Source organism: Sinomonas sp. G460-2, assembly GCF_047759905.1.
Taxonomy (GTDB): Bacteria; Actinomycetota; Actinomycetes; order Actinomycetales; family Micrococcaceae; genus Sinomonas.
The window spans coordinates 45,727-58,669 of record NZ_JBKZWT010000004.1 but is presented as its reverse complement, the minus strand read 5'-3'; the positions used below and the strand labels follow the sequence as shown (position 1 = coordinate 58,669).

12 protein-coding genes are annotated in these 12,943 nt (G+C 68.4%); 5 read left to right on the top strand and 7 right to left on the bottom strand.

Annotated elements, in window-relative coordinates:
* The 3 genes from mobF to ACLN58_RS01210 all read right to left on the bottom strand — a co-directional run.
* On the bottom strand, window positions 1-3,211 hold a 3,211-nt coding region (mobF, locus tag ACLN58_RS01220), incomplete at its 3' end, for a MobF family relaxase (RefSeq protein ID WP_415853453.1).
* 110 nt (window positions 3,212-3,321) lie between these two features.
* Window positions 3,322-3,816, bottom strand: coding sequence for a hypothetical protein (locus ACLN58_RS01215; RefSeq protein ID WP_415853450.1), 495 nt, complete (start codon window positions 3,814-3,816; stop codon window positions 3,322-3,324).
* Window positions 3,759-4,757 carry a hypothetical protein gene (locus ACLN58_RS01210; protein WP_415853449.1) on the bottom strand — a complete coding sequence of 333 codons (999 nt, stop codon included), beginning with the start codon at window positions 4,755-4,757 and terminating at the stop codon, window positions 3,759-3,761. The genes ACLN58_RS01215 and ACLN58_RS01210 overlap by 58 nt, the downstream gene beginning before the upstream one ends.
* 505 nt (window positions 4,758-5,262) lie before the next feature.
* Between ACLN58_RS01210 and ACLN58_RS01205 the strand changes: the two genes are divergently transcribed.
* Entirely contained in the window at window positions 5,263-5,514 is a 252-nt protein-coding gene (locus tag ACLN58_RS01205) for a hypothetical protein (protein WP_415853448.1), read from the top strand.
* A gap of 42 nt (window positions 5,515-5,556) precedes the next feature.
* Here ACLN58_RS01205 and ACLN58_RS01200 read toward each other — a convergent pair whose 3' ends face one another.
* Together ACLN58_RS01200 and ACLN58_RS01195 are read right to left on the bottom strand one after the other, a co-directional pair.
* Window positions 5,557-5,691, bottom strand: coding sequence for a hypothetical protein (locus tag ACLN58_RS01200; RefSeq protein ID WP_415853447.1), 135 nt, complete (start codon window positions 5,689-5,691; stop codon window positions 5,557-5,559).
* 632 nt (window positions 5,692-6,323) lie between these two features.
* A complete protein-coding gene (locus tag ACLN58_RS01195; RefSeq protein WP_415853446.1) occupies window positions 6,324-6,794 on the bottom strand; it encodes a hypothetical protein in 471 nt (156 codons plus the stop codon).
* A gap of 846 nt (window positions 6,795-7,640) precedes the next feature.
* On the opposite strand from ACLN58_RS01195, the gene ACLN58_RS01190 reads away from it, so the two are divergent.
* Complete coding sequence (locus tag ACLN58_RS01190) at window positions 7,641-7,829, top strand: DUF86 domain-containing protein (RefSeq protein WP_415853452.1); 189 nt, start codon at window positions 7,641-7,643, stop codon at window positions 7,827-7,829.
* Window positions 7,830-8,149: 320 nt separating this feature from the next.
* Here ACLN58_RS01190 and ACLN58_RS01185 read toward each other — a convergent pair whose 3' ends face one another.
* Together ACLN58_RS01185 and ACLN58_RS01180 are read right to left on the bottom strand one after the other, a co-directional pair.
* A complete protein-coding gene (locus ACLN58_RS01185) occupies window positions 8,150-8,305 on the bottom strand; it encodes a hypothetical protein (protein ID WP_415853445.1) in 156 nt (51 codons plus the stop codon).
* A gap of 104 nt (window positions 8,306-8,409) precedes the next feature.
* Complete coding sequence (locus tag ACLN58_RS01180) at window positions 8,410-9,504, bottom strand: sugar ABC transporter substrate-binding protein (RefSeq protein ID WP_415853444.1); 1,095 nt, start codon at window positions 9,502-9,504, stop codon at window positions 8,410-8,412.
* 227 nt (window positions 9,505-9,731) lie between these two features.
* Here ACLN58_RS01180 and ACLN58_RS01175 point away from each other — a divergent pair, with 227 nt between their 5' ends.
* The 3 genes from ACLN58_RS01175 (at window position 9,732) to ACLN58_RS01165 (ending at window position 12,942) form a co-directional block, all read left to right on the top strand.
* Window positions 9,732-10,508: a FadR/GntR family transcriptional regulator gene (locus tag ACLN58_RS01175; RefSeq protein ID WP_415853443.1), complete on the top strand. Its 777-nt coding sequence runs from the start codon at window positions 9,732-9,734 to the stop codon at window positions 10,506-10,508.
* 288 nt (window positions 10,509-10,796) lie between these two features.
* A complete protein-coding gene (locus tag ACLN58_RS01170) occupies window positions 10,797-12,053 on the top strand; it encodes an amino acid ABC transporter substrate-binding protein (protein ID WP_415853442.1) in 1,257 nt (418 codons plus the stop codon).
* Window positions 12,054-12,057: 4 nt separating this feature from the next.
* Entirely contained in the window at window positions 12,058-12,942 is an 885-nt protein-coding gene (locus ACLN58_RS01165) for a branched-chain amino acid ABC transporter permease (protein ID WP_415853441.1), read from the top strand.
* Window position 12,943: the final 1 nt, after the last annotated feature.

Below are 12,943 nucleotides of genomic sequence, written 5' to 3'. Positions count from 1 at the left end.
GCTCGTCGAGGGCGCGGCGCATCTCCTCGTCCATCGGACCACCGGCCTGAGGGATGAGTCCGGCGATCAGCCGCGGCGCCTTCCGCGTGCGGCCAGACCCCGCGGTCCGTGCCGTCGCCAGGGCGACGCGGTGGCGGAGGACGGCCGCGATGTCGTCGGCGCCTTCGAACCCCCGAGCATGGACGAGGCGCGGCAGCAGTGCCTCGACGTCGTGGTGGTTGGCCTCGGCGCGCCGGAGTTCGGCCGTGAGGGGTCCGAACGCGTCGGAGCTGACGGCATCGTCGGCCCGCTCTCGAGCAAGGCCGGATGAGCGGATCAGCGCGGCCCAGCGGTCGTGCTGGGCGGCTGCGGCGAGAGTCTCGTACTCGGAGGCGAGCTGGGCGATCGACCCCCAGGCCTCCTGCTCTTGGGCCATGGCCTCGTGGGCGGAGGGCTCGGCGGCGACGTGCTGGAGCACCCCGTACAGGACGTCCCGTGCGGTGGCCTCGGCGCTGTCGCCGGGGTGCGGGCCCTCGTGGGCGGCATCTGGCCTCTCGGTGGCGACGTAGGCCGTGTTGCTCTCGCGTCCGCGGGTCATGGCGACGTACAGGTTCTCCGTCGTCATCGACGCATCGACCAGGACGTGGGCGGTGTCGGTGGTGGTGCCCTGCGCCCGGTAGGAGGTGACCGCGTAGCCCAGGTCGAGGTGCTCGACCGCGTAGGCGGCCGGCAGCACGACGGAGGCGCCCGGCCTGTTGCCTGCGCGGCGGAGGGTGAGCGAGCCGTCGTCGTGCATCCCGGTGACGGTCCAGCGGTCGCCGTTGCGCACCCATCCGCGGCCGGCGCGGAGGCGGCGGTCGTTGCGGCGGGTGATCACCGAATCTCCGGCCGCGGCGCGGGTGCCGTCGTGCAGCTCCACCTCGCGCGGCCCGTGCACGGTGCCGTCGAGGATCAGCTCGGTGCGAGCCCGGACGTTCAGGGCGGTGACGGTCTCGGTGGAGTCGGCCACCAGCACCGTCGCCCTCCCGGCGAGCCCGTCGGCTCGCCATGCTCGGTAGGCGGCGTCGGTCATCGCCTCCGTGTCCCCGTCGCGGACACGGCCGTGCTCGATGTAGGTGTCGATCACCTCGGTGCGCCCGCGCCGCAGCTCGAGGGTGGCGGCCTTCTCCCAGGCGTGGGTGAAGCGGTGGATGTCGACGAGCTCGGCCGCATCGTCCCGGTCCTTCACGAGCATCGCGAACGCCCCTCCTGCGTCGACGGACTGGAGCTGGGCGTGGTCGCCCACCAGGAGCACCTTCGCCCCGGCCGCGGCGGCGAGGCCGGTGATGCGGTCGAGGGAGAGGGTGCCGGCGAGGCTGGCTTCGTCGAGGATGACGAGCTGGCCCCGGCTGAAGGACCGGCCGGTGCGCTCGTGGGTGTCCCACCATTTGGCGGTGTTCTCCGCCGGGATGCCGAGGTCCTCGGCGAGGACTTGCGCCGCCGCGGCGGAGGGGGCGAGGCCGACGACTGAGCCTTTGCCGTGCTCGGTCTCCCAGGCTCGGCGCAGTGCGTTCATGGCCGTGGTCTTCCCTGCCCCGGCCGGGCCGACGAGCAGGTCGACCTGGCGACGGGAGCCGGCAACCTTTGCCAGGGCCGCCACCTGGTTCTCTCCGAGGATCCGGCCCTCCCGGTCGGGCCGGCTCGCGATCCTCTCGATCGTCGCCACAGATACGGTGGGGCTGGCGGTTGTCCGGGCGCGCTCGAGGAGGCGGTCTTCGGCCGCCAGCAGGGTCTCGGAGGAGAACACTGTGGAGTGCTTCGGACGGAACACGCTCGTCCCGTCCGGGCGGCGGAACGCGGCGGGGCTTGCGGCGAGCTCCGGCGGGGTCAGCCTGAGCGACGCGGCTTCGGCGGCGTCCACGACGAGTCCGACGACGGCTTCCCGGTCTTCGGTCGTGGCGAACCGGTAGCCCGTCGTCTGCCGGGCGGCCTCCGCGCACAGGTTCCAGTGCCGCCAGGTCGAGCGCTTCTCACCGACCGCCGCGACCACGCTCTGCCCGAGCGAGGCGATCTCCTCCAGCGGAACCTCGTCGGCACGCAGCAGCAGGGGCGCCGCGTTCGCGGTGACCGCGCGCGCCCACGCAGTCGCATCTTCCCCGATGACCCGGCCGGCGCGCTCCCGCCATTCGGCGGTCAGGTCCGAAAGCGACCGCACCTGCTTCTCGGGGCGGGTGGAGAGGGTGGCCTGGGCGCGGAGCTTCATGATCGTCGCCGGTGACGGCCGGTGGCCGTGCTCGGTGACGTAGGCGGAGATGAGGTGGTCGGTTTCGGCGTCGATGTGCCGGGCGCGGGTGGAGAACTCGGCCACCAGTTCCTCCGGTACTGTGGCGATCGCCCAGGCGGGGTTGCGGTCTCGGCCCCTGTCGCGCGCCTCCCACTGCACGCCGAGGGTGCGGGTGAGTTGGTCGGCGAACACCGCCTCGTGCAGCTCGGACAGGGCGACCACGGCGGCGTGCATCGGCCGCCCGTCGAGCGACCGCCACTTGCCGTCGAGCACCGTCTTGACCTTGTTCGAAATCACGACGTGCGTGTGAAGGTGTGGATCGCCGGCCCGGGAGTCGTAGTGGTCGAACGCGGTCGCGATCAGGCCGGTCACGTCGACCTGCGCAACCGCGCCGCCGCGGCCGGTTGCGCCCGTGCGGGTGGCCGCAACCTCCCGCTCCATGAACGCCACCACCTCCGCCACCGCCGCATGGTGCGCGTCCGCGATCAACTCCTGCGTGCCCGGATCGGCGACCGCCCACAGCACCGACGCGGACTTCGGGATCGAGAACGTGAAGTCGAACCCCGCAACCGCCCGCCGCGTCCCCCGCGCGGCCTCCTCGGCCTCGATCGCGGCGACCGCTTCGGCCCGCGCCGCGGGCCCGAGGGCCGGGTCGAGAGCTGCCGTCCGCTCGGCGATCCGCTCGGCGAGCGTCTTGTAGGCCGGGTACGCCAGGCCGAGCGGGTCGCCGGTGACGGGGTCGCGGCCCATCCCGACCAAGAGCTGGAGCTGGGCCTCCGAGACCGCGTCGCCCGCGCTGATCCCACCGCCGCCGAGCCCGCTCAGGCTGGAGCCCATCCACCGGCCGGGCGAGGTCCCCTCGGCGCTGTAGTACCGTGTCAGCGGCGTCGACAGCGAGCGGTCACCGTCCGCGGCCGCGACCGTCCGCAGCAGGTACCTGTACCCATCGCCTGCTGACATCACACGCATCGAGACCGTCACCCCGCCCGCCTCCTTCTCTCAGCAAGGAGGTGGGGGACAGCCCCCCGCCGCAGGCGGGGTCTACTGGCGCCCTGACGTGAACTGGAGTGACGAGTTCCTCAGTCGGCGAGCCGCGGTGGGCGCCGGGATTCCCGTGCTGGGGCGGCGTAGTGCTGCCAGGTGGTGCCGTATTCGGTCGCGATCTTCTCGGTGCCGCTGGCGCTGTAGCCGAGCATCCCTGCGACGATGCTCGGAGGCGCTTGGCGGAGCAGTTCCCGGATCGCTCGGCTGCGGTTGGTCAGGTTCGGGATGCCGAGGTTGCGGAGCCGGAGCCGCAGGGACGTGGTGTGCATGGGCTGTCCGGAAGCGCGTCCGGGGAACAGCCATCGGCTGGTCTGGTTCGCGGCGGTCATCTGGTTCCTGCGGGCGGTGACGTGCGCGCGGATGATCCGGTCGAACGGCGCCGGGATCGGGGTGAGCGGGTCGCCGAGGCGGACGAGGAGCTGCGCGTCTTCGCCGGTGGTGATGTCGTCGACGGTGAGCTGCTGGATGCGGGTCAGGGGCTGGGCGTAGAGCAGGACGAACAGGGCCAGGACCCGGTCGGTGGTCTCCATGCCGTGCCGTGGCCGTGGTGGATGCGGCGGATCAGCTCGATGCGCCGCTGCTGGGTGATGAGCGTGGCCGGGCGGTTGACGCCAGGCGGGATGTCGAGCCGGGGCATGCGGCGGGTGCTCATCGCCCAGCGCAGGAAAGGCCGCAGGGCGTCGCGCAGCGTGCCGCCGGCTTCGGCGAAGGCGCGGTCGAGGTCGGCCTGGGTGGCTTCGGCCAGGGTCCGGCCGCGGACGGCGAGGCCGTCCAGGAACCCTGCGGCGATGCGCAGCTGCCTCCTGGCGAGCTGTGGGGCCGCGTAGCCGAGCTCGCCGCGGGCCTGGGCCTTCGCGCGGAAGGCGCGCAGGCAGTGCCAGATGATGAACATGCGCAGCGTCTTGCGGTGCTCGGGGTCCGGGATCGCGGCGAGCCAGAGGGGCCACCATCGTTCGAACAGGAACAGGAACTTGTCCACGGGCGGGAGGATGCCGGCGGTGACCATGAGGTCGCGGATGTAGAGGCTCGATTTCAGCGGCGGCAGAGTGTGGATGCCGTCGTGGGTGAGCGGGACCTGGCCGCGGGCGATCGCGCGGAGGATGCCCCGCGGTTCCGGGCGGCTCAGCCAGCGGATACCGGAGCGCGGGCGGCGCATCCCGACGATGAGCGCGGCCAGGGGCGCGAGCTCGGCGCGGACGCGGCCGCTGCCGTCGTCGAGGAGTTCCTCGACGTGGTCCTTCAGGACGCACCACCCGCAGATCCCTGCGCGTTCGCGCCATCCCTCGCGGCCGCAGCGGGTGCAGGCGAAATCGCCCAGCCCGGCGCCGCAGTCGGTGCACCAGCGCTGCCCCTCGGGGCCGATGCCGGGCAGGAGCCGGTAGGTCCCGCAGCCGTCGCAGACGCCGAAGACCTCCATCGCGTTCGCGAAGCAGCCCGAGCAGATCGGCCCCTCGGGCCAGCGCCTGGCCACGGCCAGCAGCTTCGCGTCTCCCGCCGAACCTGATGCGAGAATATCGCAACAGATGCGATCACGTGGACAAAGCCCAGGTCACGGGCCAACGCATCGAGAACCCGGCCCGACGGCCTCACACACAACGAGCGGCGCACCGGCCGCAGATGCCCGAGATTCCGCGGGAGAACCCCTTCCAGACGGACAGCCAACAACAATGACGGGAACGCATCAGATGCGATCACGTGGACAAAGCCCAGGTCACGGGCCAACGCATCGAGAACCCGGCCCGACGGCCTCACACACAACGAGCGGCGCACCGGCCGCAGATGCCCGAGATTCCGCGGGAGAACCCCTTCCAGACGGACAGCCAACAACAATGACGGGAACGCATCAGATGCGATTCGTCATCGTCGACCTCGAGGTGCAAGAGGCGTGGAAACACGCGGGCTCGCCCTCCGACGACCTCCGTGATCCCGCCTGTAGCGTCGCTCCTGCCAGTTCGGAATCGGCGAAGGGGAAAGGCATGACCGAAGAGCCTCTGAAGGCGTACAACCTGTTCCTGAAGGTCCTCCACGAGGATCAGCCTGTGTTCCTGGGTCGCTGGAAGGCCAAGGATGCCCTGGAAGGGTCGCGCCTGGGCACCCGGAAGATCGCGGAGTACCTGATGGACAATCCGAAAGCGGAGTTCGAGTGGGCTCAGCTGCGAGGGGCCGACACCGACAAGCCGGTCATCCACTGGAAGGACGCCCCGGAGCCGCAGCAGCTCCAGCAGTAACCGGCCTCATCGGGATCATTCTGTGCGGTGACTCTGGCGTGCTCAGCCGGTCATCGAGCGCGGCTGGAGCTCCTCCGACGTGATCGGCCGCACCGATCGCTGCCCCGGTCTGCGCAGCACTGTGGGGACGGCATCTTCACGGTCGGTGCTCGCAGCGGCGAGGGAGGATGACGTCATGGCCGGCGCGATAGGGCAGAGCTGTGGGTTCACGGCCACCGTGCATCGTCCTCTGGCGCTGGACTCGGGGTGGGACTTACCAGAAAGCCGGGATGGACGCACGGGTCTTAGGGCCCATGCGTCTGCTAGCGAACTCAGGAATCATCACCGGATGGGGCGGGCTCGTCTGGGCCAGTAGCGAGGCCCAACCCCCAGCGGCGAGCCCGCATCCCCCAAGGGGCACGCCTTGGAGGCGGCCCGGGCTCGCGGCATGCCGAACGTTTCCCCGCCAGGGGAGCTGTGCCCGGACTTCGCCGACGCGGAGATCGATCTGCTTGTCGACCTGGGAGCCGATGGTTGAACACGCCAGACGCGACGCAGCGCAACACCGCCGAGAAGGCGGCCCTTCCATGATCCGGAGGGCGCCCGCCCGGCCCCCAGCGCCGAACGGGCCCCTCCGTGACGCCCGCTCCCGACCATGGAGAGGCTCTCCCGGCCGGGAGGCAAACGGGTGCGCACCACGAAACGCTACACCCCATTGGACATGTACATCCAGAACTGAAGCGCGACCCGCGGAGCATCTGCCGGACGATCGGGAGGTTCTGTCGGCACTCGGTCGGTTTGGACCGGGTGCTAGAAGAGTTCGATTCCCGTCAGACCGGCCGTGGATTGGTGGCGGAGGAGGCGGAAGTAGAAGTCGCCGTGGGCGTGCTGGAAGCCGGATGCCGCTGACGATCTTGTGCCCGATCCGGCGTCCGCGGTACGTGGGCACGACTTCGACCCATTCGACCCACAGGATGTCGCTGCGGGGGCCGGGCGAAGAGCTCCTCGGGGAGATCCGGCCGGCTCCAGACGAGCCCCTCGGCGACGCTCATGAGCTGCTGGCTGTGGGCGTCCAGCGTGTAGAGCAGGTCGATGCCGTGGACGTCGGGAAGGACGAAGACATCGGCGCTGCCGACGGTCACGGTCTGACCTTCGTCGTACGCGTCGTCTCCGAAAACCGAGGTGGTATCGTCGACAGGCCGTTCGTGCGGGTAGAAGGCGGGGTCGGTCTGGGCCTCGGGGACGCCGTGCAGGGTCAGCCGGCAGTCGAAGGCGGGATCTTTCGGGTCGAGCTGGGCCATTGGGCTCCCTTTGTTCGCGGTCAGGGCGGCCTCGGAAACCACCCACTTTGGCTGATCGTAAGCGGGCGGGCCGACGGCGACTGTTGCTGGGCCGCCGTCCTCGATACCGAAAGGGGCCGGCCTGCACGGTCCGGGGGCGAGGGCTTCCCCGCATGGGACCGCGACCTCCGCAAGGCGGTGCTCCGCACCGGAATTGGCGTGAGCTGAGACGGGCTTCGGCCCAGCCGGCGGGGGACTGATCCCTTCTGCCAGAAAGGCTTCGCGCTGGGCGAACGCCCCGCGCTGGGCAGGCGGCAGACCGGATGCTAGGTTCATGTGACGGCCATCACGCAATGCGGCGGCACCTGATGCTCTCCGCTCGCGTCCTGGCCGACCCCACCAAGAGTCTCGGCCGGGACCGGGTCTCCTCCAATCGGAGCTGGTATCCGTCCGCGCCAGCAGGGATATCGTGCCGTTCACACGGGGAGCGAGGATGAATCAATGGAGATCATCGTCGAATCCCGAGCCCACCGCACGCGGTGGGCTCGGGCTGGTCAGGTACCAAGAGGACCCGCAACCCGGGAGGCACCAGGATCGGATGCTTCGCGCATTGGTGAAGGCAGGGATGAGCGAAGAGACTGCTCTGGAGCGGATCGCGCGCCTCTCCGCCGGAGACATCTGGTGCGGCTGACGCGGTCGCCCTCGGGCCAGATCGTCTCCTCGACCAAGTAGAGAGACCAGTCCCAATGAGCATCGGGGGAGCGTGCGCCCCCGGACTGCCTGCTCAGCGGGGGTCCCCTACTGGCGCTGGTTCTGCAGTCCGCCGTCGAGCGCCAACTCGAGATCATTGGCGAGGCGCTGAAGAAACTGCGCGTCGCGGACTCGGAGACCGCCGAGCGGATCCCGAACGTCCACGCGATCATCGCAACCCGCAACATCCTGGTGCACGCCTATGCGCAGGTGGACCAGCAGAAGGTATGGGAGATCATCACCCAGGACTTGCCGGCACTCGTCCCAGTGCTCGAGTCGCTGCTCTCCGGGGTCGAAGCCAAGTAGGTACGAGAACGGAACGAGCACAGTCCCGCACCCCTACAGCGTTGCGGAAAAGAGGATCGAACCCTGACCGGGACACCGAGAGGCGGCAGACCCTGACGTAGGCCACCGTCCGGCCTGCGTTGCATTGTGCCTGAACTTTACGCCACACGTGTAGCAGACGCCGGAATTTGGACCCTAGTGCACCGCATGCGTTGGTTGAACTGCCTCGTCGCAATGGGGTGCACCCAGTGCAACATGAGCTGCATGTCGTCCAGCAGGCCGGGTTCAGGCCGAACTCGGTCGGTCGACCCGAGATACCTCGAGCGGGTCCCGCCGACGTCCTATGAGCCGCGGATCCAGATCTCGGGTTCGCCCCCGGCCGGCACATAGAGTCTCGGATCTGCTCCGTCGGCCGCGAGCCAGAAGCCGGAACCGTCCGGCATGACCACTTCCACCTTCCCGATGCGGAAGATCGCTCCGCGCTGGCGCAGTTCCACGGTGTCTCCAGTCCGGGGCTGCCATGGGCTCGGCGACGTTTCGGTGCCTGGCGCGCGGAGTTCTCCTTCTGCTGGTAGAGACTCGGCCCCCTTCTGAGCTTTCCTCAGCCGGCCCATTGGCCCGTGAACTGGTCGATGTTGCCAGTCGTTGCGAGGCCGGCGTCTGGCAGGTCGGCTGCCGGGTTGACTCCTCCGACGGATTTTCCGCTCCGCACGGCATTGACGATTGCCTCTGTGCCGAGTTTGCCTTGGGTGCTGGGCAGGACCGGCACGTCGCCGAACCATTCTCCGGACTTGACCCGGGCGAGGCCAGCCTGGCTGCCGCCCATTCCGACGACGAGCACGTTGTTGTTCTTGGCCGACTGAAGGGCCTGCGTGGCCCCCTGCATTCCTTGGTCGGCGCCGAAGACCACGTTGACGCCGGGAGCCTGCTGCAGGATGGTCTGGGTGGCGGAGAGGCCGCCTGCTGCGCTGTACATTGCCTGGCCTTCGGCGACCACCTTGATGGTCGGCTCCTTGTCGATGACCTGGTCGAAGCCTTGGCGGGTTCCAGTGTCCACCCCGGTCCCCTTGTAGTTGAAGACGTACGCTACCTGGCATGGGTTCTTCTTGGCGGCGGCGCACGCCTCCACGACGAGCTTTCCTCCGGTGATGCCTCGTGCCACCGCGGGCTGGACGATGCTGCCGGACATCCCCGGCACCTGGGGGTCGGCGGAAGCGAGGTCGGGCCCCAGGGCGGAGTTGACTCCGACGACTTTGATTCCTTGGGTCAGTGCCTGCTTCACCACGGAGACCAGTCCGGCGCCGTCCACTGCGTCGATGAGGAATCCGTTGTACTTGCCGCTGGCCAGGGCGTCTTGGATCTGGGAGTACTGCTTCTGGGCGTTCCCGGCGGCGTCGAAGACTGCCAGGGTCGCGCCGTCGGCCTTCGCCTCTGCCTTGACGGAGTCCGCCTGTGCTGTGGCGAAGGAGTTGCCGCTGACCGCGAAGGCGAAGTAGGCGATGTTCGCGGCCTTGGCCGAGGTGGCGCTGGGATCGGCGGCACTCGAGCCAGTCGAACATGCCGATAGTGTCAGAGCGATCGCCGCGACGATCCCCATGGCGGCGGTCTTCCGCGTCTTCCTGCGCTGGCTCTGGTCCGCAGGGCGACTGGTCACGGACGGGTTGTTCGCGGCGGGTTTGAATGAAAGGCGCCTCATTGCGCACTCCTTAGAGGTCCTAACTGACAGGCGGCTACTCCGCTAGAGTGGCAAAGCCACTATCAAAAACTAGACCACCATGCCGACGGGGGCGTCAAGGGAGATGCTAAAATTGGCATTGCCAGTTTCGGTTTGTGCCGGGTTCGGCGGGTAGATTGTCGTTGATCTGATCAGGGGAGGCGCCGGTGCCGAGGTCCAAGCCGCCAGTTGGAGATCGCTGGCGCTCGTTGGCGGGTTCAGTCAGCGGGCGCACGACGACGAGCCCGGGCGCCGCCGAGGACATCGCCGACCGGATCCAGGAGTTCATCATCGCCGAAGGCCTCGAAGCGGGGGCTCGCCTGCCCTCGGAGCGCGACCTGGCCGTGATCCTCTCGATCAGCCGCCCGATCGTCAGCCAAGCAGTCAGGATCCTGGTCGTGAGGGGGCTGGTCGAGTCGCGCAGGGGGTCGGGGATGTACGTCACCCGGCAGCCGGAGGGGAGCCTTGCGTCTTCCGTGAACCTTATGCTCAACCTCAACCAGGAGTCGATCGGGCAGCTGAGTGACCTGCGCCTGTGGCTCGAGACGATCGGAGTGTTGCAGGCGATCGAGCACCGCACCGACGAGCTCCTGGAGTCCAGCCAGCGCGCTCTCGACAGGCTGCGCCTGGATTCCGGGGACGTGGCGGCGTGGATGAGCGCCGACACGCTGTTCCACGCCACTCTGGTCCGCGGCTCCCGCAACCCCTACCTGGCGTCGATCTACGAGAGTGTGCATGTGGCGCTCATCGACTACGAATACCGGGCCTGGATCGACACCGGGACCGTTCCCAGCTGGCTCCAGCCGTCGGAAAGCGACGCGATGCTCGCCCTGCATGAGCCCATCCTGCAGTCGGTCCGGGACCGTGATCCCGATGCCGCGCGCGCGGCGATCCTCAGCCACCATGAGGCCATGGCGCGCCACCTCGCTGCCAGCCACGGCACGGCCGAGACCCTCCCGTCACGTGCAGGAGCCGGTTCGCACTGACCCGCGCCCTGCCCTGCACTGGGCCGGGCGCTGACGCGCACCCTCTCTCCCCGCCCGCACCCCCGTGCGCTTTCGCCGACCCTCCGAGCCCTTCCCCCATCCCGCTCGCGTTGTCACTGCTCTCCAGGCTCGGCCCGGTCAGGACCGGCCCTGATCCCGGCAGAGCCCGTGCTTGACGCAACAACGTCGCCGCCCTACCATCCATATTGGCTTAGCCACTGTGGCTTGCCGGGAAGTCTGCTTCACTCACCGCCGGCCTCGCCGGACATCGTCGTCCGACTTTAGAGAGTGGGTACACCTGTGCAAAGTTTTTCGATTCGCCGTGCCGTCTCCGCCGGAGCCAGCGCAGCATTGCTGATGCTTTCGACCGCCTGCGGCGCGATCACGGCGGCCGGGGGCAACGGCTCGCCGGCCGCCGCGGACAGCGGTGATCTCAAGATCGGCGCTTCGCTGCCGCTGACCGGGACGTTCGCCGAGTTCGGACAAGCGGCAAAGAAGGGCTATGAAACGTGGGCGTCGGTGGTGAACGCCCACGGCGGACTGCTCAACCGACACGTGCAGTTGATCATTCGTGATGACGCGAGCGACCAGAACACCGCGGTTGCCGACTACCACTCGCTGCTATCGAGCGACAAGGTCGATCTGCTCCTGGGGACCTTTTCTTCTCCGCTCGTGGGGCCGACGTCCGCCATCGCCGAGACGTCGCACAAATTGTTCGTCACTCCTACCGGTGGGGACCCCAAGCTGTTCCAGAGGGGCTTCAAGAATCTCTTCATGACCCAGCAGGCCACGGCCATCGGCATTGCCGACGTGTTCGTGAACTACATCCTGAGCCTTCCGCCATCGCAGCGTCCGAAGACCGCCGCATACCCCACGCTCGATGACTCGTTCCAGATTCCGACGATGGATCAGATGCGCAGCCGGTTGGAGGCTGCCGGAATCAAGACTGTGTATCAGGGAACTTACTCGGAGGACACGCAGAACTTCGATCAGATTGCGACCCAGATCAAGGACTCGGGCGCCGAACTGGTCGCGCAGGGTGCCAGCTTCGACGACGGCGTCGGTCTCAACCGGTCTTTGGTCAAGGCAGGAGCCTCCCCGAAGTATTTCTACCAGACTGCCGGTGCGGACAGCGGGTCAGCGTATTCGCAGGCCGTAGGGTCTGCCAACACGAACGGGATCTTCTTCTCGACCACTTGGTCGGCATACTCGAAGACGCCGGGGAACACGGACTTCATGGATGCCTACCGCGGGCTCTATGGAGCCGACCTCCCCCACGAGGACGCCGCCGATGCATACGTCGCAGGGCAGGTGCTGCAAGCCGCAGTCACCGCGGTCGGGGCGCCGGGCCTGTCGGACCAGTCCAAGCTGGCAGACTGGCTGCGGACAAACCAAGTCACCACCATCATCGGGGACCTGGCATGGAACGGCGACGGCTCGCCGAAGGGCGAGGAGCTGCTGGGGCAGTGGCAGAACAACGCGATCCAAATCGTCCGGCCCGAGATCGCAGCGACGACCACAACGATCCTGCAGAACTGGCGGTGAAGCGGTGACTGCCCTCCTTGAGAACCTGCTCCTGGGCGTCCTGCTGGGCGGCGTCTACGCCCTGCTTGCGTCCGGCATGACCCTGGTCTTCGGCATCATGCGCGTGATCAACCTTGCCCAGGGTGCCCTCATCATGGTTTCTGCGTTCCTGACCTGGACGCTGTGGAACAGCCTGCACCTGGACCCGCTGCTGGCCACCGTGATCGTCGGCCCCGTCATGTTCGCCGTCGGGTACGCCCTGTACTTCGCGCTGGTACGCCGGGTAGCCGAGGCGCCGCTGGCAACCTCGATCCTTCTGACCCTTGGCCTGGCCCTGGTCCTGGAGAGCGCGATGGGCATGATCTGGAGCAACACCACCCATTCGGTGCTGCCGGACTATGCGACCCAGTCGTTCGAGTTCGAGGGCCTGTTGCTGCCGCGCGTCTACGTCTACGCGAGTGTCCTGGCAGTTGCGGTCCTGGCAGCGCTCTACATCTACCTCAGCCGATCGTGGCAAGGCCGGGCGATCCGCGCCTGTGCGCTGAACGCCTCGGGCGCACGCCTTGTCGGAGTGAATGTCGTGAGCGTCTCCGCCTTGGCCTTCGGCATCGGGGCCGCGAGTGCGGGCGTCGGAGGTTCGATCGTCAGCGTTCTCTATCCGTTCCTGCCGGCCTCGCACTACCAGTGGATTGCCCGCCTGCTCGCCGTCGTCGTGCTGGGCGGGCTAGGCAGCATTCCCGGCGCCTTGGTCGCGTCCCTGCTGGTCGGCGCCGCCGAAACGCTGACAAGCGCGTATCTGTCCCCGGCCTGGGCGACCGCGATGCCCTTCCTGGTCATCTTCGTCGTCCTGCTTCTGAGGCCACAGGGCCTGTTCGGAAAGACCCTGCGCTCCGATGCGGTGATGGTATGAA

Excerpts from the sequence above, each read along its gene's own strand:
- ACLN58_RS01180 (WP_415853444.1), bottom strand. The coding sequence starts at position 9,504 with ATGAGGCGCCTTTCATTCAAACCCGCCGCGAACAACCCGTCCGTGACC.
- ACLN58_RS01195 (WP_415853446.1), bottom strand. The coding sequence starts at position 6,794 with ATGGCCCAGCTCGACCCGAAAGATCCCGCCTTCGACTGCCGGCTGACC.
- ACLN58_RS01200 (WP_415853447.1), bottom strand. The coding sequence starts at position 5,691 with ATGACGTCATCCTCCCTCGCCGCTGCGAGCACCGACCGTGAAGATGCC.
- ACLN58_RS01215 (WP_415853450.1), bottom strand. The coding sequence starts at position 3,816 with ATGGAGACCACCGACCGGGTCCTGGCCCTGTTCGTCCTGCTCTACGCC.
- ACLN58_RS01205 (WP_415853448.1), top strand. The coding sequence starts at position 5,263 with ATGACCGAAGAGCCTCTGAAGGCGTACAACCTGTTCCTGAAGGTCCTC.